This is a genomic window from Zobellella sp. DQSA1 (assembly GCF_041950555.1).
Taxonomy (GTDB): domain Bacteria; phylum Pseudomonadota; class Gammaproteobacteria; order Enterobacterales; family Aeromonadaceae; genus Oceanimonas.
Window position 1 is genome coordinate 2,945,627 of the sequence record NZ_CP169531.1, and the last position, 23,480, is coordinate 2,969,106.

The following is a 23,480-nucleotide window of genomic DNA, read 5'->3' on the forward strand; positions in this document are numbered from 1 at the left end:
GCAGCGGCCCCTCCCGCACTCCGCACTCCACCTGCCAGTTCCCTGCACCCGCTCACGATATACACTTTTTTAACGGCCACGCAGCTTGATTTAAACATCCGTATGAATTACAACTAGGTAAATCACACAGGTCTGACCTCTTACCTTTAATCTGCACAAGGAGTCGTTTATGGTTACCGCATTGTTGCTACTGATCACCTGGGGGGCACTGGCCTATCGCCAGACTCGGCTGGCGACCAGTTCCCTGGCTACCGCCGCCATACTGGCATTGGGTACCCTGCTCGGCGAGGTGGGCCCGGTTATCTGGCTGGTATTCGCGGTGATGGTCGCGGTGCTCAACCTGCCGGCCCTGCGCCACGGCCTGCTGAGCCGGCCGCTGTTCAGGGTATACAAGGGGCTGATGCCGGAGATGTCGCGCACCGAGAAAGAAGCCATCGAGGCCGGCACCACCTGGTGGGAAGCCGAGCTGTTCCGCGGCAAGCCGAACTGGCAGACACTGCACAATTATCCCCAGCCCCGCCTGAGCGAAGAAGAGCAGGCTTTTCTGGACGGGCCGGTGGAAACCGTATGCCGCATGACCAACGACTGGGAAGTGACCCACGAGCGCGCCGACCTGCCTCCCGAGGTGTGGGCCTACCTGAAAGAACACAAATTCTTCGCCATGATCATCAAGAAGGAATACGGCGGCCTGGCATTTTCCGCCTATGCCCAGTCACGGGTTCTGCAGAAGCTGTGCAGCACCAGCGCCGTGCTGGCTTCCACCGTGGGCGTGCCCAACTCGCTGGGCCCTGGCGAACTGCTGCAGCACTACGGCACCAAGGCGCAGAAAGACCACTACCTGCCCCGCCTGGCCCGGGGCGAGGAAATCCCCTGCTTCGCCCTCACCAGCCCCGAGGCGGGTTCGGATGCCGGCGCCATTCCCGACTATGGCGTGGTGTGCATGGGCGACTGGCAGGGCGAGCAGGTGCTCGGCATGCGCATCACCTGGAACAAGCGCTACATCACCCTGGCACCGGTGGCCACGGTGCTGGGCCTGGCGTTCAAGCTGCGCGACCCCGAGCGGCTGCTGGGCGACGAGGAAGAGCTCGGTATCACCTGCGCGCTCATTCCCACCAATACCCCGGGCGTGAAAATCGGCCGCCGCCACTTCCCGCTCAACGTGCCCTTCCAGAACGGGCCCACCCAGGGCAACGAAGTGTTCGTGCCCATCGACTATATCATCGGCGGCCAGGACATGGCCGGTCAGGGCTGGCGCATGCTGGTGGAGTGCCTGTCCGTGGGCCGCGGCATCACCCTGCCCTCCAACGGCACCGCCGGCACCCGGGTGTCGGCCCTGGCCTCCGGTGCCTACAGCCGCATCCGCCGCCAGTTCAAGCTGCCCATCGGCAAGATGGAAGGTATAGAAGAGCCGCTGGCCCGCCTGGGCGGCAACGCCTACCTGTCGGACGCGGCCAGCATGCTCACCGTGACCGGCATCGATCTGGGCGAGAAGCCCTCGGTGATTTCGGCCATCGTCAAGTACCACCTCACCGACCGCAGCCAACGCAGCATCATCGACGCCATGGACATCCACGGCGGCAAGGGCATCTGCATGGGCCCCAACAACTACCTGGCCCGGGGCTACCAGGGCGCGCCCATCGCCATCACGGTGGAAGGCGCCAATATCCTGACCCGCAGCATGATCATCTACGGCCAGGGCGCCATCCGCTGCCATCCCTACGTGCTGGCGGAGATGCTGTCGGTGCAGGAGCCGGACGCCAAAAAAGCGCTGGCTCAGTTCGACCGGGCCCTGTTCGGCCACCTCGGCTTCGCCCTGGGCAACTTCGTGCGCAGCCTCTGGTTCGGCCTGACCCGCGCCCGCCTGAGCCCGGCCCCGGTAAAGGACGGCACCGCCCGTTACTACCGCCAGATGAACCGGCTCTCCGCCAACCTGGGTCTGCTCTCGGATCTGGCCATGGCCACCCTGGGTGGCGAGCTCAAGCGCAAGGAGCGGCTGTCGGCGCGCCTGGGCGACATCCTGAGCCAGCTGTACCTGGTGTCCGCTACCCTCAAGCGCTTCAACGACGAGGGTCGCCCGGCGGAGGTGCTGCCGCTGGTGCACTGGGCCTGTCAGGACGGCCTCTACCGGGCCCAGGTGGCGCTGGTGGAACTGCTCGACAACTTCCCCGCCCGCAGTCTCGGCAAGATGCTCAAGTTCCTGCTGATGCCCTACGGCACGCCGCTCAAACGCCCCTCCGACCAGCTGGATCACCAGGTGGCCCGCCTGCTGCAAACCCCGGGCCTGGCCCGCAACAGCCTGGCCGGCGACCTCTACCTCACCCCCGAGGAGGGCAACCCGCTCGGCATGCTGGAGCAGGCGCTCACCGACATACTGCGCGCCGAGCCGCTGTTCGACAAGGCGACCAAGGCCATCGGCCGCCGGCCCTTTATGGCGCTCGACAAAGTGGCAGAAGAGGCCCTGGCCGTGGGCGCCATCAGCCAGGAGGAAGCGGCCCTGCTGGTGAAGGCGGAAGCCAGCCGGCTGCGCACCATCAACGTGGACGACTTCGATCCGCTGGAGCTGGTGGTCAACAAGGCCAGCTTCGACGACTCCATGCTCAACAAGGCCGCCTGAGCGGCCACACCGGCAACCAGGCCCCGCCCAGTGCGGGGCTTTTTTCTGCTCGCTCCCGCGTCACTCCAGCGCCCTTCTCGTCACTCCCGCGCAAGCGGGAGCCCATGCGTATCTGCCCCGGCCATTGGCAATTACCCGACAAACCACTTGATAACTGATAATCGATCTCACTATCATACGCACCACAACTCAAGGACCACCGATACGCCATGCTGGAACTGCAAGGTATCCGCGTACACCGCGACAACAGGACTATTTTGAGCCTGGACGAGCTGTCCCTGGCGGAAGATGCCTTTACCGTCATCCTCGGCCACAACGGCTCGGGCAAATCGACCCTGATGAAGCTGCTGGCCCGGCAGATGCCACCGGATGCAGGCAGTATCACCCTCGACGACCGGCCCCTCGGCCATTATTCCCAGCGGGAATTCGCCCGCCGTATCGCCTTTCTGCCCCAGCGCCTGCCGGAAGTGGCCGGGCTGAACGTGCGCGAACTGGTGCGGTTGGGGCGGTTTCCCTGGCGCGGCATGCTCGGCCGCTGGCAACGCCGGGATCATGCACTGGTCGACCAGGCCATGAGCCACACCAGGGTCGAGCACCATGCCGATCGCCAGGCCGACCTGCTTTCGGGCGGCGAGCGCCAGCGGGCCTGGGTGGCCATGCTGCTGGCCCAACAGGCGCCGCTGCTGCTGCTGGACGAACCCACCTCGGCGCTGGATCTCAGCCACCAGTACGAACTGCTCAAACTGCTGCAAACCCTCAACCGGGAGCAGGGTCGGGGGGTTATCGTGATCCTCCACGATCTCAACCTGGCGCTGCGCTTCGCCGACCGTATCGTCGCCCTCAAGGCCGGCCGGCTGCTGTTCGACCGCGCCCCGGCCGAGCTGATGTCGGAGCAGTTGCTGTCCGAGCTCTATAACATTCCCATTCGCCTGATCGACCATCCGGAGCAGGATGAAAAGATCGCCGTTGTCGCCTGAGTCATGATGAAAACACCGCTGCTTGTAATACTGCTGACCCTGCTGGGGCTAAAGGCTCAGGCCATTGAAGTCACCGACAGCCTGGGCAGCCACGAATTTGCCACCGCTCCCCAACGGGTGGTCACCCTCAACTGGGCCGCCACCGAGCAGGTACTGGAGCTGGGCGTCACGCCGCTGGCGGTGGCCGACGTCACCGGCTACCGGGATTGGGTGGTGCAACCGGCCCTGGCCGAAGGGGTGGCAGACGTCGGCCTGCGCCAGGAACCCAACCTGGAGCGGATTGCAGAACTGCGTCCCGATCTCATCATCACCGGCGATCAGCAGCAGGATCTGGTGCCCCGGCTCAGCCAGATAGCGCCGGTGCTGCATTTCGAGAGTTTCAGCAGCGAACACAACAATGCCGATGCCGCCCGCGAGGCCTTTGTGCAATTGGCCAGGGCACTGGACCGGGAGCCGCAGGCCGAACAGCGGCTGGCCTGGCTGGATGCCCGCTTCGAAGCACTGAAAGGCCGCCTGCATCAGCATTTCGGCGAGCAACTGCCGCGGGTCTCGGTGGTACGTTTCGTCGATACCCGCCATGTGCGTATCTACGGCGACAACGGCATGCCCCAATACGCCCTGGCGCGGCTGGGCATAGCGCCAGCCCTGCCCCAGCCGGTGAGCCAGTGGGGCCAGGTGCAGAAAAAACTGACCGATCTGGGCGCCATCCGCGACGGTGTGGTGCTCTATATCGAGCCCTTCCCCGAGAAAGACAAACTGTTTGCCATGCCCCTGTGGCGGGCCATGCCCTTCGTGCGCGCGCAGCGGGCGGCGGCGGTACCGCCCACCTGGACCTATGGCGGCATCATGTCCCTCGGTTACCTGGCCGGCAACCTCACCGAGTCCCTGCTGAGCATCGACCCGCAATGAACCGTTATCTGAGCCTGCTGGTGCTGCTGCCACTGCTGGCCCTGCTGCACCTGCAGGTTGAGCCGACGGTACCGCCGGCCGAGCAATGGCGTCTGCTGTGGGGCGCCGAGCCCGAGGCTTTCGAGCAATTCCAGTTCTTCTACACCGCCCTGCCCCGGGTGGCCATGGCGCTGCTGGTGGGCGGCGCCCTGGGCCTGGCCGGCAGCCTGCTGCAGCAGCTCACCCAGAACCGTCTGGTGTCGCCCATGACCCTGGGCGCCTCTTCCGGCGCCTGGCTGGCGCTGGTGTGCGCCGCCGTCTGGGCGCCCGCCCTGGCAGCCAGCCACGGCCACTGGATTGCCCTGCTGGGGGCGGCACTGTCGGCGACGCTGGTGCTGCTGATCGCCGGCCGCCACGGCATCCGCGGCCTACCGGTGGTGCTGGCGGGCATGGCGGTCAACCTGCTGCTGGGCGCCCTGGCCGCGGGGTTGGTATTGCTCAACGATCAGTACACCCGCAATCTGTTTATCTGGGGCGCCGGCGATCTGGCCCAGACCGACTGGCACTGGGTGCTCTGGCTGCTGCCCCGGCTGCTGCCGGTGGCGATCCTGCTGGCGCTGTTTGCGCCCCGGCCGCTGACCCTGTTGCGCCTCGGCGACGATGCCGCCCGCGCCCGGGGCATGAGCCTGTGGCCGGTGCTGCTCGCCCTGCTGGTGGCCGCGCTCTGGCTCGGCTCGGTGGCCATCACCGCGGTCGGGCTGATCGGTTTTATCGGCCTGCTCACCCCCAACATGGCGCGCTTTTTCGGCGCCCGCACCGCTCGCGACGAGCTGCTGTGCTCCACCCTGCTCGGCGGCCTGCTGCTGCTGGCCACCGACGCCATCGCCCTGGGCTTCAGCCGGGTTTCCACCGACTTGGTACCGAGCGGCGCGGCGGCGGCGCTCATTGGCGCGCCGGCGCTGCTGTGGCTGGTAGGCAAGCGGCTGAATGCCCAGGATCAGAGCGCCATCAGCCTGCCCGGTGAACGCTGGCAGGTGACCCGGGGCAGTTGGCTGGGGGTCGCATTCGCCACCCTGATGCTGGTGCTGCTCGGCCTGACCCTGGCCCCCGCCGGCCAGGGCTGGCAATGGTCCTGGCCCGACGATCTGCTGTGGTCGCTGCGCTGGCCGCGCCTGCTCACCGCCGCCTGTGCCGGCGCCGGCCTGGCGGTGGCCGGGGTGATCCTGCAGCGGCTGATCCGCAACCCCCTGGCCAGCCCGGACATCATGGGCATTTCCGCCGGCGCCACCCTGGCGCTGGTGCTGGGCGTGCTGGTCGGCGGCAGTTCCATTCACGATGGCGGCCCGTTACTGGCCTTCGCCGGCAGCATGGCGGTGCTGGCGGTGCTGCTGCTGCTCGGCCGCCGCCACCACTACGCCCCGGCGGTGATGGCACTGGTGGGCATCGCCCTGGCCGCCTTCCTCGACGCCCTGCTGCAGTTCACCCTGGCCAAGGGCAACGATCAAGTGTTCGCCATTCTCGGCTGGCTGTCCGGCTCCACCTACCGGGTGAGCGAAGCCCAGGCGGGCTGGCTCACCGCCGGTATCGCCCTCACCTGGCTGCTGGCCCTGGCCAGCCAGCGGGGGCTAACCCTGGTGTCCATCGGCGACGGCATCGCCCTCGGCCGGGGCCTGGCCCTGGATCGTACCCGGGTGCTGCTGCTGGTGCTGGTGTCGGTGATTTGCGCGCTGGTTACGGCGGTGATGGGGCCGGTGGCCTTCGTCGGCCTGCTGGCACCGCATATGGCGAGCCTGCTGGGCGCGCGCAAGGCTGCCTCCCAGTTGGTGCTGGCCTCCCTGCTCGGCATGGCGCTGATGCTGCTGTCGGACTGGCTGGGCCGGGTGCTGCTCTACCCTATGCAACTGCCCGCCGGCACCCTCGCCTCCATCATGGGCGGAACCTACTTTATTTACCTGCTGGCCCGGAAACGGGCGGTATAAACACGGGATAATAACGCGCCGGCAACGTACCCGCGACGAAGATAACTTATAAGAAATCATTTGCCTTTGTATTTACAAGTTAAAAATCAAGGAGAAGGCTGTAATGCCGTTTCAGAAGAAACACCTGTCCCGTTTTATCGCCGCCGCCCTGCTGGCCGGCCCGGCCTGGGCCCAGGATACGACCCAGTTCGACACCGTCATGGTCACCGGCTCCCGCAGCCAGGCCCAGATATCCGACCTGAGCAACAACGTCCAGGTCATCGAAAAAGAGCAGCTGGAGCAACAGATCAAGGCCGGCAAGGAATTCAAGGACGCCCTCGCCCAGCTCATTCCCGCCCTCGACCTGGGCAGCCAGAGCCGCACCAACGCCGGCCAGAACATGCGTGGCCGGGCGGTACTGGTGATGATCGACGGGGTGTCGATGAACTCGTCCCGGGGTGGTGGTCGCCAGCTCGACGGTATCGATCCCTTCAACATCGAACGCATCGAGGTGCTGTCCGGCACCAGCGCCCTCTACGGCGCCGGCGGCCTGGGCGGCATCATCAACATCATCACCAGGAAGGGCGAGCCCGGCCGGCAGCTGGAGCTGGAAGCGGGCGGACGCAGCGGCCTGAACAGCAGCGACGACGGCGACCTGCACACCGGCCTGGCCCTGAGCGGCGGCAATGACGACATCAACGGCCGGCTGTCGCTGGCTTACGGCAAGAACCAGGGCGCCTACAACGCCGACGGCGATCCCATCCTGATGGATATCGCCCAGACCAGCCTGCAGTACAACGAGTCCCTGGATCTGATGGGCAACCTGCAGTTCCGCTTCACCCCGGAGCAGAGCCTGTCGCTGACCGCCCAGTACTACGACAGCAAAAGCGACGGCGAGCACGGCATGTTCCTCGGCGACGACTTCGGCGGCGTCACCGAAAAGGATCCGGAACAGCTGGCCATCCGTGGCGGGATCGACTCCGACCGCTCGCCCCGCACCCGGCGCGATTTCCTCAACGCCAGCTACCACCATGAAAACTGGCTCGGCCAGGAGCTCTACCTGCAGGGCTTCTACCGCAGCGAATCCTTCAACTACCACCCCTTCCCCTACGTCAACGGGGCCGCTTACGACAACGTTTACGCCTATGCAGCCTCGCAACAGAACACCGAGCTGTTCGGTGCCAAGCTGGCGCTGGTGGCCAGGCCACTGGAACGCCTGAGCCTGACCTACGGCGTGGATGTCGATCGAGAGTTGTTCGACGCCACCCAGATGTACTTCGATCTGGACCAGGCCAAGCAGAGCGGCGGTCTGACCATGAAGGAAGACTTTACCGTGGGCCGCTACCCGGGCTACCGGGTCGACAGCCTGGCCGGCTTTATGCAGCTCCATTACGCCCTGACCGAGGCTCTCGGCCTGAACGCCGGCTTCCGCCATCAGCGCCTGAGCAACAGGGTGGATGATTACATCGCCATGAACCAGCAGATCGCCATCGCCAACGGCAGCGCCACCTCGGCCGACGCCATCCCCGGCGGCGAGGTCGACTACGACGTCAACCTGTTCAACGCCGGCCTGGTGTATGACCTGAACGCCAGCCAGCAGCTCTGGCTCAACTACGCCGAAGGCTTCGAACTGCCGGATATCGCCAAGTATTACGGTCTGGGCAACTACGGTGCCGCCGATGCCGACGGCCACCTGCCGCTGCTGGATTCGGTGGACGTGGCCGGCTCGCCGCTGCAGGGGGTCGAAACCCAGTCCTGGGAGCTGGGCTGGCGCCTCTCCGACGGCGTCTGGGACGCCCAACTGGCCGCCTATTACAGCCTGTCGGACAAAACCATCAGCTACGACCGGCAAAGCCTGTCGGTGCTGCTGAAGGATGACAAGCGTCGTATCTACGGCCTGGAAGGGACGCTCAGCACCTGGCTGCATGACGACTGGCAGGCCGGCATCGGCGGCCATTGGGTATTTTCCGAAACCGAGACCGACGCCGGCTGGCGCAAGCTGGCGGTGACCGAGGCCAGCCCGAGCAAGCTGACCTCCTTCCTCGCCTGGCAACCGGCCCGGCCCTGGTCGCTGCGGCTACAGGCCCAGAAGATGTTCGATCTGCGCGATGACGGTGGCAACAAACTGGAAGGCTACCACACCGTCGACCTGCTGGGCCGCTACCAGTTGCCGGTGGGCACCCTCAGCGCCGGCATCGAGAACCTGTTCGATCGGGACTACACCACCATCTGGGGCCAACGCGCCCAGGTCTGGTACGTGCCCTACTACGGTCCGAATGAACTCTACGATTTCAAGGGCCGGGGCCGCACCTTTAGCCTGACCTATAACGTCAAATTCTGAAAAACAACGACCGGCCCCTGGCCGGTCTCTTTTATGGAGGACTCATTAGTGGCCGCTTCTCGTCTCTCTCCGAGACTACAACAAGTGCTGCACCATATTCACCAACACCTTGATCATCCGCTCACTCTGCCGTCGCTAGCCAGTACGGTAGGCTGCTCCCGCTGGCAGCTGCAACGGGATTTCCAGGCGGCCACCGGCCTGAGCCTGGCCCGTTATATTCGCCGACTGCGCCTGAGCCGGGCGGCCGAATGGCTGCTGACCGGTCGGCTGCGACAGCTCGATATCGCCCTTGGTTGCGGCTTCGATTCCGAAGTCAGCTTCAGCCGCGCCTTCCGCCAGCAATTCGGCTGTTCGCCGGGGGACTATCGCAAGACAGGGAGACGTCGAGGCCTACTCACGCCGTTATTGAGTCCGGATGAAAATACCCTGCTGCAAATCCGCATCGACAATCGTCCCGCCGAATACCTGTTCGGGATCAGTGGCAACTGCCGGGGCCTGTTTGCCGAATCGCCCGACTGCCTCGAGCAAATACCCCACATCTGGCAACGTTTCAAAACCCTGTCTCCGGCTCCCTTGGTCCAGCCTGCCGGAGCCATAGGAATAGATGCCGGACAACCCGGGCAACTACGTTACTGGGCCGGGACCTTGCAACAGGGCTTCTCCGTTCATGGCCTGGAGCGACTCGAGATCCCCGCCTCCGAATATCTGGTCATTCCTCACCAGGGCAACCCGCAAAAGCTGGCCCGGGTGTTGGAATGGGTAATTCTGCACTGGCTGCCAGACTCGGGCTATTGCTATCGCGGCGCCTTCGAGCTGGAAACCTATTGCTCTCTTGAAGCCGATTACCGGATGGAATACTGGATCCCCATCGCTCCTGCACCAAAATGTTAAGCCCGCTCACCACCGAAAAATTAAAATGAGATTCATTGTTATTTAATTATTTTCAAGCGAGGATCTTATGCGGCGGCAACACGCCTTTACCCCTTCCCTGCTGGCCCTGGCGATCTCCGGCGCCCTGGGCGGCCCGGCCCTGGCACAGCCCCCCATCGAAGACGCCCCCCTGCTTACCGAAGACACCGTGCTGGTGCAGGGCAAGGCCTATCGCCATACCGCCACCAAGTCGGCCCTGGCACCGGAGAAAACGCCCCAGGGCATCAGCGTGGTGGACCGGGAAACCCTGGATCAGCGGAGCATGGATTCGGTGGCCGAGGCGCTGCGCTACGTGCCCGGCGTGCACACCGAGCTGCGCGGCGGCGCCGTCGGCCGGCTCGATCTGTTCAATATCCGCGGCTTTATCAACTACCAGAACTTCTACGACGGCCTGCCACTCACCTACAACGACTGGAACCTGCAGCCCCAGATCGACGCCTTCGCCCTCGAACAGGTGGACGTGTTCAAGGGCCCCACCTCGGTGCTGTACGGCGCCATGCCCCCCGGCGGCATGGTCAACCTGATCGCCAAACAACCGAGCAACCAGCCCTTCCATGAGCTGACCCTGTCCGGCGGCAGCCATGACCTGCGAGAGGGAAGCTTCGAGTCCCGCGGCGCCCTCAGGGACGACGGCAGCCTCAACTACAGCCTGGTGGCCCTGGGCCGCAAGCAGGACGGCCAGGCCGAGACCTCGGAGGAAGAGCGCTACCTGATAGCCCCTGCCCTGGACTGGCATATCTCGGATCGCACCCTGCTCAACCTGAATCTTTATTACCAGCAGGACCCTTCCGCCGGCATTTACACCACGCTGCCGGCCTCGGGCCTGTTCAAGGACAACGTCAACGGCCGTCTGCCCGCCGATATCTACTCCGGCGACGCCAACTGGAACACCTATGACCGGGAAGTGCTGATGCTCGGCTACAAGCTGAACCACGAGCTCAACGACGACTGGACCTTGCTGCAGAACCTGCGCTTCATGGATGCCAGCGCCTATCAGGAAAACAGCTACGGCATGGGGCTCGGCGCGGATCAGCGCACCCTGACCCGACGCGCCTACCTGACCGACGAAGCCAGCCGCAGCTGGGCCATCGACAACCAGCTGTCCGGCCGGCTCCGTAGCGGCGCCCTCGAGCACAACCTGCTGCTGGGGGTGGATTACACCCGGCTGAATTCGGATATCCGCTACGAGGACGGCGAGATCCCCGCCATCGATCTGTTCGCCCCCGACAACCACCTGGTACGGCCCGGCGACATCGCCTTTTCTTCTTCCTATTCCTCGGATTTCCGCCTGAGTACCCGCCAGGCCGGCTTCTACCTGCAGGATCAGGTCCGGCTGGACCGGCTGGTGCTGATCGCCGGCGGCCGCTACGACCGCTACCAGGGCAAGGAGCAGGGCAGGAAGTACGGCGCCCGGGCCGACAACATGGTGGAGCAGGACAAGTTCAGCTTCCGTGTCGGTGCCCTCTACGAGCTGCCGGGCGGTTTTTCTCCCTTCGTCAGCTACGCCGAAGGCTTCGAACCCATCACCGGCCAGGACCGGCACGGCAAGACCTTTGACCCCACCACCAGCCAACAGTGGGAGGCCGGGGTCAAGTACCAGTCCGCCGACCGGCGTCACCAGGGCACCCTGTCCGCCTTCCATATCACCAAACAGAACGAGCCCACCCGGGATCCCAACGGCAGCCCCTATGACAAGACTCAGGCCGGCGAGGTGCAGGCCAAGGGCCTGGAGCTGGAAGCCAAAAGCTACCTGACCGACAACCTTAGCCTGGCCGCCAGTCTGACCCTGATGGACATGGCGTTCAGCAAGGACGAGAGCGGAGAGCTGCTCGGCAAGACCCCGGTCTGGGTGCCGGAGCGCCAGGCCAGCCTGTGGGCCAACTATGATCTCTTCGAAGGCGCCCTGGCCGGCACCGCCCTGGGCGTCGGGGTGCGCTACGTGGGCAAGACCCAGATGGACACATTAAATACCGATCAGGTACCCGCCTATACCCTGGTGGATCTGGCGCTCGGTTACGATCTGGGCTATCTCAACGCCGACTGGGACGGCGCCCGCTTGCAGTTGTCCGCCAGCAACCTGTTCGACAAGCGCTACTACAGCTGCTTCGATGACAGTAACTGCTGGTTCGGCGCCGAGCGCGAGCTCAAGGCCAGCCTGAGCTACCGGTTCTGATAGCGCTTCGTGACTAACAGGGGGAGACCGTTAAAACGGTCTCCCCCCTTTTTCGATAAAACCACAGCCCCTCTTGCCCGTACACGCTCGTCACTCCCGCGTCCCTTTTCGCCACTCCCGCTGGCGGGAGTCCATGCCAGCCGGCCCCCGGTGCCATGGTCAGGGCCCCGGCTCCCCGCCTGCGCGGGAATGACGGCATCGGTACAGCTCCCGTGCTGGCCACATCGTCATTTTTGAGTACAATACTAAAATATTTTTAATACAATTAAATCACAGGTCCGGCACATGGATGTAAAACCTCGTATCGCGGCATTGATCGCACAGCTGCAGCAGGGCTTGCTGGAGCGGGACACTCCGGCCCGGCTGGCACTGCTGGCCGCGCTCTCCGGCGAGCACCTGCTGCTGCTGGGCCCACCCGGTACCGCCAAGAGCGAGCTGTCCCGCCGGCTGCATACCCTGCTGGCCGACGGCGCCTACTTCGAGCGGTTGCTGACCCGCTTTTCGGTGCCCGAGGAACTGTTCGGCCCCCTTTCCATCAAGGCCCTGGAGCAGGACCGCTACCTGCGCCAGACCCGGGGCTATCTGCCCGAGGCCTCCATCGCCTTTATCGACGAGATCTTCAAGGCCAACAGCGCCATTCTCAACAGCCTGCTCACCCTGCTCAACGAGCGTCAGTTCGACAACGGCAGCGAACGGCTGGAGGTGCCCCTGGTGTCGGTGATCGCCGCCAGCAACGAACTGCCGGAAGGAGCCGAACTCAACGCCCTGTACGACCGTTTCCTGCTGCGCTACCGGGTAGCGCCGGTCAGCGACCAGGCCTTTACGGCACTGCTCACCCTCAACCAGGGCTACCAGGCGCCCCCGTCCGAGCTGCGCCTGAGCGGCTGCGAGCTGGCCGCCATCCGCACCCTGGCCGAGCGGCTCCCCCTGGCCCCGGCACTGGTGCGACTGCTCACCAGCCTGCGCGCCTTCCTCGCCGAGCAGGAGATGACCGTCTCGGACCGGCGCTGGCGCAAGGTGGTCAAGTTGCTCAGGGTATCCGCCTGCTGCAACGGCGAAACCGAGGCCGGGCTGTTCGACGCCTGGCTGTTGCCCCACTGCCTGTGGCAGCAGCCGGAGCAGTACCCCCGCCTGGAGGCCTGGCTGCAGGAGCATATCGCCGCAGATCCGGGCTTCAGCCCGCAGTTGGTGGCCGAACTGGTGGGCAGCTGGCAGCAACGACTGGCGCAGGATGCGGATCCGGTGCTGCCGGCCCTCAACGAGCAGGGTTATCAGCTCTACCTGGACGAAGCCGGCCAGCCGGTGACCGAGCGGGAGGGCTTCCGGACCCGTCACAACGCCGCCGGCGAAGCGCTCTACCGCCAGCCCCGCCTGCCCGACACCAGCTTCACCGAGCAGGAAATCCGCAACCTGGGCGGCAATCCGGATCAGTACGTACCGGTGCTGGAGCCCTACCAGCGCCCCACCGCCCTGCGCCCGCGTGCCTGGCCGGCGGCCCACCTGGCCGCCCGCCTGAGTCAACTGGACGAGCGTATCGGCGAGCTTGGGCAATACCTGGACTGGCTGACGCAACAGCAGCGGGAGCTGGAGCCCCGGCTGCGCCAGCACCTCTGGCTGAGCCCGGCGCTCGGAGCCCAGGCCCGCCGCCAACTGGAGCAACAGCAACAGGCCCTGGGCCGGCAACGGGAGCGGCTGCTGGTCCTGCGCCGCGATTTCGCCGCCCTGCCGGTCGAGGCCTAGGGCCCTGTCCGCCTCCCAGCCCCCCGGCCTGGGCATCCTGGCCGAACTGCCGGACACGCTGTTCAGCCTGGTGGTGACCCACCCCCTGGGCCGGCTGCGCCCCCGGGCCGACCATGTGGTCGAGCTGCTGACACGACTCGATCGGGGGCAGTTGCCGGCACCCGGCCGGTGGCTCGGCAGCAGCACCGAACGGCGCATCCGCCAGTTGCTGGTGCGATCGGGGGCGCTCGGTTACTGCAAGCAGACGCCGGAAGTGGCCCGAGCCGTGGTACAGGACATCTTGCTGGTACTGGAGCAGGTGGAGCTGCAGTGGCCGGCCACCGCCGCCCTGCTGGCGCGTTGCGGACAGCTCCCGCAGCATGCCCAGCGGCGCGCCCGGGCCCGCCATACCCGGCGGGAGCTCGGCCGCCTCGCCGAACAGTGGCAGCGGCGCATCAGCCTGTGGCAGACCCTGGACAAGGTGGCGGAAGAGCTCGGCATAGCGCCGGCCCTCGGCACCGATACCGACAGCGGCCGGCTGCGGGACAGGGCCTGGTTCGACCTGCTGCGCCTGCAACAATGGGTCGCCCAGATCCACCGGCTGCAGCGTTTGTTGGAGCAACTCGGCCAGCAGCGTCCGGATCCGGCACAAAGCGCCACCCCGAGCCAGTTGCTGCAGCAGATGAGTCCGCGCGAGGCGGGCCCGCAGCAACGGCAGTTGCCCGGCATGCCGATGGAAACCCGGGGCATCACCCGCTCCGACAACCTGGCACGGATGCTGCCTCTGGAAGCGGCCTTTCTCGGCCACGAAGTATTGCACCTGCTGTGGCACGCCCGCCGGGCCGAGCAGGGCCTGCTCAGCTACGCGGTAGCCGGCGTCATGCCCATAGATGCCGGCAACGACTGGCCCCAGCCCCGGGCCGGGCAAGGGGAAGGTCGGGGCCAGGGCAGCCAGCAGGGTCCCATCCTGCTCTGCCTGGACACCTCCGCCTCCATGCACGGCCTGGCGGAGCAGGTGTCCAAGGCCATGGTGCTGGAAGCCCTGCGTCTGGCCAGGCGCCAGCGCCGGAGCTGCTTGGTGTACCTGTTCGGCGGTGCCGGCGAGCTGCGGGTGCTGGACAACCGCCGGCTGACCCTGCCCGAGTTGCTGGACCTGCTGCGCGGTGCCTTCAGCGGCGGCACCGACGTCGGCACGCCGCTACAGGCGGCGCTCACCCGACTGCAGCAGCAGGAGTGGCGGCAGGCCGATATCCTGCTGGTGAGCGACGGCGAGTTCCAGGTCAGCGAGGCGCTGCGAGAACAGGTGGAACGGGCGAAGGAAAGCCTCGGCGTGCGGCTGTTCGGCCTGCAACTGGGCTATGCCACCGCCCTGCACGCCATGCGCCAGCTGTGCGATCCGGTGCACCTGTTCAGCGATTGGCGCAGTCTGGAGCAGGCCGCCAGGAGCTAGCTCGCACCAGCACCAGCCGCGGCTCGCCCGGCCCGAAATAGGCTTCTTCCCGCCGTTCCGTCACGAAACCGAGGGCAAGGTAAAGCCCCAGCGCCGGGTTGTCCGGCGACACCGTCAGCCGCACCGAGCGGCAACCGCCAGCTTCCAGCGCCCCTATGGCCTGTAGCAGCAGCGCCTTGCCAAGCCCCCGCCCCCGGCAGGACTCGGCCACCGCCAGGGACAGTATCCAGCCCTCGCCAGGCGCCGCCCCCGTCCCACCCAGGCAGTAGCCCGCCAGCTCGCCGTCGTCGGCCACCCACAGATAACGGGGCCAGAGATCATGAGCCTGACGAAAAAAGAAATCCGGATAACAGTGGCTGCCGAAGGAGGATCGCTCCAGCCTATAGATGGCCTGCATATCCGCCTTGGTCGCTGTTCTGATAGGCATAGGTGCTCCCGTGAAGATGAATGGCCGCGCTGCCGGCTTCCTGTCCAAGCAGCGCCGATGGTGCCCTTTCCCGGAAAGCAGCGCAAGACATCCGATTCCCTTGCTCCTTTCGGTTAAATAACCACCAACCCGATGACATGCACTAAGCTCTAATAGAGACTGAATTGGAGCTGGGTATATGAACTGGCGCGGCCTATTACTGCTGTTGTTGCTGCTGGGTATGCCGACTCTGGCCCAGGAGCGCTACTGGCAACTGGACATCAAGGGCGCCATCGGCCCCGGCACCTCGGACTTTATCGTGACCGAACTGACCCAGGCCCAACTGGACAATCCCGCCTTCGTACTGTTGACCATGGACACCCCCGGCGGCCTCTACAGCGCCACCCGGGACATCATCCAGGCCATGCTCGAATCCCGCGTGCCGGTGGTGGTCTACGTCTCTCCCGGCGGCGCCCGTGCCGCCTCGGCGGGAACCTATATCCTCTATGCCAGCCATGTGGCCGCCATGGCCCCGGGCACCCACCTGGGCGCCGCCACCCCGGTGCAGATAGGCCCTCCCGGCGGTACCGAACCGCCGGGGGACCAGTTGGAGGACAGGGAGCAGGAAGATGGCCGTCCCGCCCTCGAGGGCAGCGCCATGGAGCGCAAGACCCTGAACGACGCGGTGGCCTATATCAAGTCCCTGGCCCAGTTGCGCGGACGCAATGCCGACTGGGCCGAGCAGGCGGTGCGCGAAGCCGCCACCCTCACCGCTTCCGAGGCGCTGGAGCAACAGGTGATCGAGCTGATGGCGGTGGACATCCCCGCCCTGTTGCAAGGCCTGGACGGTCGGGAAATCACCCTCCACGACAGCACCTACACCTTTGCCACCACCGCGCTCCTGGCCGAACAACGCCAGCCCGACTGGCGCCAGCGCTTCATCATGATCATCACCAACCCCAATATCGCCTACCTGCTGATGCTGGTGGGCATGTACGGCATCCTGCTCGAATTCTACAGCCCGGGCTTCGGCGTGGCCGGCGTTACCGGCGCCATCTGCCTGCTGCTGGCCCTGCTGGCCCTGCAGATGCTGCCGCTCAGCACCGCCGGCCTGGCGTTGCTGCTGCTGGGGGTGGTGCTGATGATCGCCGAAGCCCTGGCCCCCAGCTTCGGTATCCTCGGCGGCGGGGGCCTGGTGGCCTTCGCCATCGGCTCGGTGCTGCTGTTCGACACCCCGGATCAGGCATTCCGGGTCGCCTGGCCCTTCGTGGCCGCCTTAACCCTGTTTTCCCTCACCCTGATCCTGGTGGTGGTGCGGCTTATCGTGAAGCAGCGTCGGGCCGCACCGGTATCCGGCACCGCCGCCATGGTCGGCGAACAGGGCATCGCCCTGACCCCCATCGCCCCCACCGGCATTGTGCTGGTGCAGGGCGAACGCTGGCAGGCTCATAGTCAACACAGCATCGCCCAGCACCAGCCAGTAGTAGTGCTGGCGGTGGAAGACCTTACCCTCAACGTGGCCCCGCTGGAGGAGACCCAGTCATGATGATCGATTTTCTGTATTTTCAGTTGCTGATAGTGGTGCTGGTGGTCATGCTGCTCAGCAGCATGTTCCGCATACTGCGGGAATACGAACGGGGAGTTATCTTCCTGCTCGGCCGCTTCTACAAGATCAAGGGGCCCGGCCTTATCCTGGTGATCCCCTTCGTGCAGCAAATGGTGCGGGTGGATCTGCGTATCATTACCATGGATATTCCTTCCCAGGATCTGATCTCCAAGGACAACGTCACCGTGCGGGTCAATGCGGTGCTTTATTTCCGGGTGCTGGATCCGCAAAAGGCGATCATCAACATCGAAAACTACCTGGAGGCCACCAGCCAACTGGCCCAGACCACCATGAGATCCGTGCTCGGCCAGCACGAGCTGGACGAGATCCTCTCGGCGCGGGACACGCTCAATACGGATCTGCAGCGTATCCTGGATCAGAGTACCGACAACTGGGGCATCAAGGTGACGGCGGTGGAAATCAAACACGTGGATCTCGATGAATCCATGATCCGCGCCATCGCCCGCCAGGCCGAGGCCGAGCGCTCCCGGCGAGCCAAGGTCATCCACGCCACCGGCGAGCTGGAAGCCTCCAAGCAGTTGCTGGAGGCGGCCCGCATACTCGGGCAGCAACCGGAAGCGATACAACTGCGTTACCTGCAGACCCTGACCGAGGTGAGCAGCGACAACAGCAAGATCATCGTCTTCCCCCTGCCGATGGAACTGGGGCGGATCCTGCAGAAAATAGCCGGTCCCTACCAGCCCGGCACAGAAGATAAGGAACCCGGCTCATCCACCGAAATAACCTGACGGGCAGAGGCTTCTGACTTCACCTGCCGGATGTTTTGGGCGACAATAACCGGCATCTCAGATATCAGAATAGCGAGCCGTTTATGCTATGGCCTTCCGCCTACGGGCAGGGTGACAGTTCCTTCCGGGCCGCCGGCGGCGAAGCCGGCCTGCGCCGCCTGGCCGAAGCCTTTTATGCCGCCATGGTCCGTCGCCCCGACGCCGCCATCATCCTCGCCATGCACCCGACCGATCTCGCCGAGAGTACCGACAAGCTGGCCCGCTTCCTGTGCGGCTGGCTGGGCGGCCCGCCCCGCTACCGGGAGAAGTACGGCCCCATCAGCATACCCCGGGCCCATACCCACCTGGCTATCGGTCCCGCCGAACGCGACGCCTGGCTGGCCTGCATGGCGGAAGCACTGGAACGGCAGGACTACGCCGAAGATTTCAAGCAGTACCTGCTGCACGCCCTGAGGGTGCCCGCCGAGCGCTGCCGCACCCGGGACTGATACGACCCGGGGCCGGTAAGGGCTTAGCCCGGCGCCGCAACGCCCCGCATTTTTCCCCGATAATGCGGAATATCCCCGTGCGCTGCCGCTAGAATACGGGGCTCCGTTAATCGCTATCGGGGTCTTGCCCCTGATGCCTTCGTTCGCCACAGGGACTGTTCATGAAAAAAAACCTCAGCCTTCTCCTGCTGGGCAGTAGCCTCGGCCTGTTCACCGCCGCCGCCAGCGCCCAGAGTTCCACCCTGGAGCAGATCCAGAGCTCGGGGGAATTCCGCTTCTGCTTCGAATCCGGCTACATGCCCTTCGAGATGACCGACAAGCGCGGCGACTTTATCGGCTTCGACATCGACATTGCCAAGGCCATGGCCAAATCGATCAACGTCGAGTTCGTGCCGGTCAACACCGGCTGGGACGGCATCATCCCCGCCCTGCAGACCAATAAATGCGATCTTATTCTGGGCATGACGGTCACCCCCGAGCGCAACCTCAGCGTCAATTTCGCCGAGCCCTATTTCGACGCCGGCCAGACGGTGCTGATCCGCCCGGAGCTGGCCGAGACAGTGACCGCCTACCGCCAGCTGAACGATGACGGCTACACCGTCACCGCCCAGCTCGGCACCAGCGGCGAATACGCCATCAAGCGCCACCTGGGCCGGGCCAAGATGCGACTGTTCGAAAGCTCCGCCGACGCCGCCCAGGAAGTCGCCAACGGCCGGGCCGACGCCTTCGTCTACGACATCAGCTACAACGCCGTCTACGCCGCGCAAAACCCGGGCCGGCTGGTGCACCTCGATCAGGCCTTCACCTATGGCCCCCTGGGCTGGGCGGTACGCAAGGGCGACGGGGATTTCCTCAACTTCCTCAACAACTACCTGCGCCAGATCAAGGGCGATGGCAGCTATGACAGGCTCTACCGCAAGTGGTTCAAGAGCGATGCCTGGCTGAGCCGGGTACAGTAATCCTCTATGTTGTTGCCGACGGCCCGGGCCGTCGGCCGGTTTGACGGGAACGAATATGCAGACTGCCAAACACCACTGGCTGTGGAACGGGGTTTTTATGAGCGTGGTGCTCATGCTGGCCGGCGGTATCTACTGGTCCACCCAGAGCATCGACTACCACTGGCGCTGGGAACGGGTGCTGCCCTATATCGTCGACACCTCGCCCCAGTCCATCCTCGCGCCCTTCGACGGCCAGGCCGAGCTCGGTGACGACGGCCGCCTTACCCTGATTTCCGACCTCGGCGATGCGCCTCTGGAGCTCGACAGGGTCGGCACCCTGCTGGTAGCGGACGGCGACCTGCTGTTCGAGGGGGATGAGGTGGCCAGGGTCGACAGTCTGCGCGCCGGTCCCATCCTCCATGGCATGGTGATGACACTACAGCTGTCGGTAGTCTCGCTGCTGTGCTCGATCCTGCTCGGCTTAGGCCTGGGCCTGGGGCGGTTGTCCGCCAACCCGGCCCTGCGCAAACTGTGCATTCTCTATATCGAGATCATCCGCGGTACCCCACTGCTGGTACAGATCTTCATCATCTACTTCTTCGTCGGCACCGTGCTGTCGCTGGATCGCTTTACCGCGGGCGCCGCCGCCCTCACCCTGTTCAGCGCCGCCTATGTGGCGGAAATCATCCGCGCCGGCATCCAGGCGGTACCGGTGGGACAGATGGAGGCGGCCCGTTCGCTCGGCATGAGCTATGTACGGGCCATGATCGAGGTGGTACTGCCTCAGGCACTCAAACGCAGCCTGCCGGCCCTGGCCGGCCAGTTCATCAACCTGATCAAGGACTCCTCCCTGGTGTCGGTGATCTCCCTCACCGACCTGACCAAGGCCGGGCGGGAAGTGGTGTCCTCCACCTTCGCCCCCTTCGAGGTGTGGTTCACTGTGGCCCTGCTCTACCTGGTGATGACGGCATCCCTGTCCTGGCTGGTACAGCGGCTGGAACGGCGCCTGGCGGCGGGACACTAGGAGCGCCCATGCAGATAAAACACCCAGAAACCATTCTCAGCGCCAGCCGGGTCGACAAGGTATTCGACAACGGCTGCCAGGCGCTCAACCAGGTGTCGGTCACCATTCGCCGTGGCGAGGTGGTGGTGATCGTCGGGCCTTCGGGCTCGGGAAAATCCACCTTCCTGCGCACCCTCAACCGGCTGGAAAGCATCAGCGCCGGCCGTATCGAGCTCGAGGGCATCGATATCCATGCCCGAAACACCAACGTCAACCAGCTCAGGGAGCGGGTCGGCATGGTGTTCCAGAGCTTTAACCTCTTCCCCCACAAGACCGCCCTGCAGAATGTGATGCTGGCGCCGCTCAAGGTGGCCGGGCGTCCGCGTGCCGAGGTGGAGCAACAGGCACGGGCCCTGCTGGCCAAGGTAGGCCTGGCGGAACGCATGGACCACTACCCGGCTCAGCTTTCCGGCGGCCAGCAGCAGCGGGTGGCCATCGCCCGGGCCCTGTGCATGCAGCCGCACATCATGCTGTTCGACGAACCCACCTCGGCGCTGGATCCGGAAATGGTGGGGGAAGTGCTGGAAGTGATGAAGGGCCTGGCCCAAGAAGGCATGACCATGGTGGTGGTCACCCACGAGATGGGCTTTGCCCGGGAAGTAGCCGACCGGGTGCTGTTCATGGCAGACGGCCGGCTGCTGGCCGAAGATACGCCGGACGGCTTTTTCAACCGCCCCGCCCACCCGCGGCTACGGCAGTTCCTGTCGCAGATCCTCTAACCCATCCACCGCCTCGCCGGTGTTGTTCAAGGTGTGTATGACCAATCCTATTGAAACCCTGCTCACGCAGTTTCCCCTGGCCATCCTCGACGGCGCCCTGGCCACCGAACTGGAAAGCCGGGGCTGTGACCTCAAGGATCCGCTGTGGTCGGCCAAGGTGCTGATCGAGCAGCCCGAGCTGATCTACGCCGTCCACTACGACTATTTCACCGCCGGCGCCGATGTGGCCATCACCGCCAGCTATCAGGCCACCTTCGAGGCCTTCGCCCGCCGCGGGATCGCCCCCGAACAGGCCGCCGGGCTGATGCACCAGGCGGTGCAACTGGCGGTAGCGGCGCGGGACGACTTCTGGCGAGGATTGAGCGCCGAACAGCGCGCCCTTCGCCCCCGCCCCCTGGTCGCGGCCTCGGTCGGTCCCTATGGCGCCATGCTGGCAGACGGTTCCGAGTACCGGGGCCATTACGACCTGGATGAAGCCGGTCTGATGGCCTTCCACCGGCCCCGGCTGGAGGTGCTGCTGGCGGCCGGTGCAGACCTGCTGGCCTGCGAGACCCTGCCCTGCCTGAGCGAGGCCCGGGCCCTGGCCCGCTTGATGGAAGAACATCCCGGCGCCTGCGGCTGGATCAGCTTCAGTTGCCGGGATGCGGAGCATAACAGCCAGGGCGAGCGGCTGCACGACTGTGTCACGGCCTTGGCCCCCTTCGGGTCGGTGGTGGCGGTGGGCCTCAACTGCACCGCCCCCGAGCACGTGTCCGGGCTGCTGCAATCGGTGCGGGACGCCACCACCAAGCCGCTGCTGGTGTACCCCAACTCCGGCGAGCAGTACGACGCCGGCCACAAGTGCTGGCACGGTACGACCGACGGCGAACAGTTCGCCCGGGCCGCCGGGCGCTGGCAGCGGGAGGGCGCCCGCCTGATCGGCGGCTGCTGCCGCACCTCGCCGGCGGACATCGCCGCCGTCTGCGCCCTGCTGCGCCCGCCGGCGGAGTAAGGAAAAAGACTCAGATTGGCAGGTTCAGCCCGGACTTCAGCACATTGAGCACCACATTGGTGTTCATGCGCTTGATCTCCGGGAACTGGCTCATGGTGGCTTCGGCAAGGGTATCGAATTCGGTCACGTCCCGGGCCAGGATCACCGCCACCAGATCCACCGCCCCGGTAACGTAGAAAATCTGCTGAAAGGCGTCCTGGCCCTGGGCCCAGCGCATAAAGCGATCCATCACCTGGTAGTTTTCCCGCTCGATTTCCAGGCCGACGATAAAGCTCATCAGGTTATCGAGCTTGCGGTTGTCGACCACCGCCACGTCGGCGCTGATCACCTTGTTCTGACGCAGCCGCTTCAGCCGCCGCTGCACCGCCGACGGTGACAAGCCGATGTCTTCGGCGATGACTTCGCTGCGGGTCAGGCAGTTGCGCTGCACGATGGCGAGTATTTTTCGGTCGAAATGGTCCAGGTTGTCACTCATTGCCGGCTAGATCCCATCGGAAGGTTGAAGCCATAAGTACGGCTGGACGGCTATTCTAAATAACTCGGCGATCCGGCTCAACCATTGATAAAAACAAAGGCGGCACCCTGGCCGCCTTTGTTAAGAACAAGCTATCGCATCCGGCTCAGCCGTGGGTATCCAGCGGCGTGAAGCTTTTCACCAGTTCGTCCAGGGCCTTGATCTGGGCCAGGAAAGGCTCCAGCCTGGCCAGCGGCAGGGCGCTGGGGCCGTCGCACTTGGCGCTGTCCGGATCCGGGTGGGACTCGAGGAACAGACCGGCCAGGCCGGTGGCCATGCCCGCCCGGGCCAGATCCACCACCTGCTCCCGACGGCCGCCGGAGGCTTCGCCGAGCGGATCCCGGCACTGCAGGGCATGAGTCACGTCGAAAATGATGGGGGCGCCGGCGGTGGCCTTTTTCATCACCCCGAAGCCGAGCATGTCCACCACCAGGTTGTCGTAGCCGAAGTTGGCGCCGCGCTCGCATAAAATCAGCCGGTCATTGCCGCACTCGATAAACTTGTCGACGATGTTCTTCATCTGCCCCGGGCTCAGGAACTGGGGCTTCTTGATGTTGATCACCCGGCCGGTTCTGGCCATGGCCTCCACCAGATCGGTCTGCCGGGCGAGAAAGGCGGGCAACTGGATCACGTCCGCCACCTCGGCCACCGGGGCGGCCTGCCAGGGCTCGTGCAAGTCGGTGATCACCGGCACCTTGAAGGTATCCTTGATCTCCGCGAGCAGCTTCATGCCTTCCTCCAGGCCGGGGCCGCGGAAGGAGTGGATGGAGGAACGGTTGGCCTTGTCCCAACTGGCCTTGAACACATAGGGGATGCCGAGCTTGTCGGTCACCTTGACGTAATGCTCACAGGCTTTCAGCGCCAGCTCGCGGGACTCCAGCACGTTGATGCCGCCGAACAGCACGAAAGGCTTGTCGTTGGCCACGCTTATCTGATTGATCTTGACGGTTTTCATC

19 protein-coding genes are annotated in these 23,480 nt (G+C 65.1%); 16 read left to right on the forward strand and 3 right to left on the reverse strand.

The genetic code is table 11. The annotated features are described in order from the left end of the window. The first annotated feature begins 169 nt into the window (after positions 1-169). From fadE to ACEVBK_RS14220, 9 genes are all read left to right on the forward strand, one after another. A complete protein-coding gene (fadE, locus tag ACEVBK_RS14180; RefSeq protein WP_375055565.1) occupies positions 170-2,614 on the forward strand; it encodes an acyl-CoA dehydrogenase FadE in 2,445 nt (814 codons plus the stop codon). A 209-nt stretch (positions 2,615-2,823) separates the two neighbouring features. Then, positions 2,824-3,591 (forward strand): ABC transporter ATP-binding protein, encoded by a 768-nt coding sequence (locus ACEVBK_RS14185; protein ID WP_375055566.1) that lies wholly within the window; start codon positions 2,824-2,826, stop codon positions 3,589-3,591. 3 nt (positions 3,592-3,594) lie between these two features. Next, on the forward strand, positions 3,595-4,500 hold the full coding sequence (locus ACEVBK_RS14190; RefSeq protein WP_375055567.1) for an iron-siderophore ABC transporter substrate-binding protein: 906 nt from the start codon (positions 3,595-3,597) through the stop codon (positions 4,498-4,500). Beyond that, a complete protein-coding gene (gene fhuB / locus ACEVBK_RS14195; RefSeq protein ID WP_375055568.1) occupies positions 4,497-6,458 on the forward strand; it encodes a Fe(3+)-hydroxamate ABC transporter permease FhuB in 1,962 nt (653 codons plus the stop codon). The genes ACEVBK_RS14190 and fhuB overlap by 4 nt, the downstream gene beginning before the upstream one ends. Positions 6,459-6,561: 103 nt before the next feature. Then, positions 6,562-8,778 carry a TonB-dependent receptor gene (locus ACEVBK_RS14200; protein WP_375055569.1) on the forward strand — a complete coding sequence of 739 codons (2,217 nt, stop codon included), beginning with the start codon at positions 6,562-6,564 and terminating at the stop codon, positions 8,776-8,778. 33 nt (positions 8,779-8,811) lie between these two features. Beyond that, positions 8,812-9,669, forward strand: a complete 858-nt coding sequence (locus ACEVBK_RS14205; RefSeq protein WP_375055570.1) for a helix-turn-helix domain-containing protein — start codon at positions 8,812-8,814, stop codon at positions 9,667-9,669. A gap of 67 nt (positions 9,670-9,736) precedes the next feature. Then, complete coding sequence (locus ACEVBK_RS14210) at positions 9,737-11,881, forward strand: TonB-dependent siderophore receptor (protein ID WP_375055571.1); 2,145 nt, start codon at positions 9,737-9,739, stop codon at positions 11,879-11,881. A gap of 285 nt (positions 11,882-12,166) precedes the next feature. Further along, complete coding sequence (locus tag ACEVBK_RS14215; RefSeq protein ID WP_375055572.1) at positions 12,167-13,621, forward strand: AAA family ATPase; 1,455 nt, start codon at positions 12,167-12,169, stop codon at positions 13,619-13,621. Positions 13,622-13,694: 73 nt separating this feature from the next. After that, positions 13,695-15,050 carry a VWA domain-containing protein gene (locus ACEVBK_RS14220; protein WP_375055573.1) on the forward strand — a complete coding sequence of 452 codons (1,356 nt, stop codon included), beginning with the start codon at positions 13,695-13,697 and terminating at the stop codon, positions 15,048-15,050. On the opposite strand, the gene ACEVBK_RS14225 is transcribed toward ACEVBK_RS14220, so the two are convergent. Next, positions 15,010-15,477 carry a GNAT family N-acetyltransferase gene (locus tag ACEVBK_RS14225; protein ID WP_375055574.1) on the reverse strand — a complete coding sequence of 156 codons (468 nt, stop codon included), beginning with the start codon at positions 15,475-15,477 and terminating at the stop codon, positions 15,010-15,012. The two genes, ACEVBK_RS14220 and ACEVBK_RS14225, sit on opposite strands and share 41 nt — an antisense overlap. A 178-nt stretch (positions 15,478-15,655) precedes the next feature. Here ACEVBK_RS14225 and ACEVBK_RS14230 point away from each other — a divergent pair, with 178 nt between their 5' ends. From ACEVBK_RS14230 to mmuM, 7 genes are all read left to right on the forward strand, one after another. Continuing rightward, positions 15,656-17,002 carry a nodulation protein NfeD gene (locus tag ACEVBK_RS14230; protein ID WP_375055575.1) on the forward strand — a complete coding sequence of 449 codons (1,347 nt, stop codon included), beginning with the start codon at positions 15,656-15,658 and terminating at the stop codon, positions 17,000-17,002. Continuing rightward, a complete protein-coding gene (locus tag ACEVBK_RS14235; RefSeq protein ID WP_375055576.1) occupies positions 16,999-17,811 on the forward strand; it encodes a slipin family protein in 813 nt (270 codons plus the stop codon). The genes ACEVBK_RS14230 and ACEVBK_RS14235 overlap by 4 nt, the downstream gene beginning before the upstream one ends. Before the next feature lie 83 nt (positions 17,812-17,894). Next, on the forward strand, positions 17,895-18,299 hold the full coding sequence (locus ACEVBK_RS14240) for a group II truncated hemoglobin (protein WP_375055577.1): 405 nt from the start codon (positions 17,895-17,897) through the stop codon (positions 18,297-18,299). 161 nt (positions 18,300-18,460) lie between these two features. Further along, positions 18,461-19,258 carry a transporter substrate-binding domain-containing protein gene (locus tag ACEVBK_RS14245; protein WP_375055578.1) on the forward strand — a complete coding sequence of 266 codons (798 nt, stop codon included), beginning with the start codon at positions 18,461-18,463 and terminating at the stop codon, positions 19,256-19,258. A 55-nt stretch (positions 19,259-19,313) separates the two neighbouring features. Continuing rightward, positions 19,314-20,261, forward strand: a complete 948-nt coding sequence (locus ACEVBK_RS14250; RefSeq protein ID WP_375055579.1) for an amino acid ABC transporter permease — start codon at positions 19,314-19,316, stop codon at positions 20,259-20,261. 8 nt (positions 20,262-20,269) lie between these two features. Next, positions 20,270-21,019 (forward strand): amino acid ABC transporter ATP-binding protein, encoded by a 750-nt coding sequence (locus ACEVBK_RS14255; RefSeq protein ID WP_375055580.1) that lies wholly within the window; start codon positions 20,270-20,272, stop codon positions 21,017-21,019. Between the two features lie 37 nt (positions 21,020-21,056). Then, positions 21,057-22,010, forward strand: coding sequence for a homocysteine S-methyltransferase (mmuM, locus tag ACEVBK_RS14260; protein WP_375055581.1), 954 nt, complete (start codon positions 21,057-21,059; stop codon positions 22,008-22,010). A gap of 10 nt (positions 22,011-22,020) precedes the next feature. On the opposite strand, the gene ACEVBK_RS14265 is transcribed toward mmuM, so the two are convergent. Both ACEVBK_RS14265 and kdsA read right to left on the reverse strand, forming a co-directional pair. Next, a complete protein-coding gene (locus tag ACEVBK_RS14265; protein WP_375055582.1) occupies positions 22,021-22,485 on the reverse strand; it encodes an Lrp/AsnC family transcriptional regulator in 465 nt (154 codons plus the stop codon). A 145-nt stretch (positions 22,486-22,630) separates the two neighbouring features. After that, on the reverse strand, positions 22,631-23,479 hold the full coding sequence (kdsA, locus tag ACEVBK_RS14270; protein ID WP_375055583.1) for a 3-deoxy-8-phosphooctulonate synthase: 849 nt from the start codon (positions 23,477-23,479) through the stop codon (positions 22,631-22,633). Between the last annotated feature and the right edge of the window lies 1 nt (position 23,480).

Coding starts and splice junctions, on each gene's coding strand:
- ACEVBK_RS14235 (WP_375055576.1), top strand. CDS start 16,999: ATGATGATCGATTTTCTGTATTTTCAGTTGCTGATAGTGGTGCTGGTG.
- ACEVBK_RS14230 (WP_375055575.1), top strand. CDS start 15,656: ATGAACTGGCGCGGCCTATTACTGCTGTTGTTGCTGCTGGGTATGCCG.
- fhuB (WP_375055568.1), top strand. CDS start 4,497: ATGAACCGTTATCTGAGCCTGCTGGTGCTGCTGCCACTGCTGGCCCTG.
- ACEVBK_RS14205 (WP_375055570.1), top strand. CDS start 8,812: ATGGAGGACTCATTAGTGGCCGCTTCTCGTCTCTCTCCGAGACTACAA.
- ACEVBK_RS14255 (WP_375055580.1), top strand. CDS start 20,270: ATGCAGATAAAACACCCAGAAACCATTCTCAGCGCCAGCCGGGTCGAC.
- ACEVBK_RS14200 (WP_375055569.1), top strand. CDS start 6,562: ATGCCGTTTCAGAAGAAACACCTGTCCCGTTTTATCGCCGCCGCCCTG.
- ACEVBK_RS14265 (WP_375055582.1), bottom strand. CDS start 22,485: ATGAGTGACAACCTGGACCATTTCGACCGAAAAATACTCGCCATCGTG.
- ACEVBK_RS14210 (WP_375055571.1), top strand. CDS start 9,737: ATGCGGCGGCAACACGCCTTTACCCCTTCCCTGCTGGCCCTGGCGATC.
- fadE (WP_375055565.1), top strand. CDS start 170: ATGGTTACCGCATTGTTGCTACTGATCACCTGGGGGGCACTGGCCTAT.
- ACEVBK_RS14240 (WP_375055577.1), top strand. CDS start 17,895: ATGCTATGGCCTTCCGCCTACGGGCAGGGTGACAGTTCCTTCCGGGCC.
- ACEVBK_RS14225 (WP_375055574.1), bottom strand. CDS start 15,477: ATGCCTATCAGAACAGCGACCAAGGCGGATATGCAGGCCATCTATAGG.
- kdsA (WP_375055583.1), bottom strand. CDS start 23,479: ATGAAAACCGTCAAGATCAATCAGATAAGCGTGGCCAACGACAAGCCT.
- ACEVBK_RS14215 (WP_375055572.1), top strand. CDS start 12,167: ATGGATGTAAAACCTCGTATCGCGGCATTGATCGCACAGCTGCAGCAG.
- ACEVBK_RS14190 (WP_375055567.1), top strand. CDS start 3,595: ATGATGAAAACACCGCTGCTTGTAATACTGCTGACCCTGCTGGGGCTA.
- mmuM (WP_375055581.1), top strand. CDS start 21,057: ATGACCAATCCTATTGAAACCCTGCTCACGCAGTTTCCCCTGGCCATC.
- ACEVBK_RS14185 (WP_375055566.1), top strand. CDS start 2,824: ATGCTGGAACTGCAAGGTATCCGCGTACACCGCGACAACAGGACTATT.
- ACEVBK_RS14245 (WP_375055578.1), top strand. CDS start 18,461: ATGAAAAAAAACCTCAGCCTTCTCCTGCTGGGCAGTAGCCTCGGCCTG.
- ACEVBK_RS14250 (WP_375055579.1), top strand. CDS start 19,314: ATGCAGACTGCCAAACACCACTGGCTGTGGAACGGGGTTTTTATGAGC.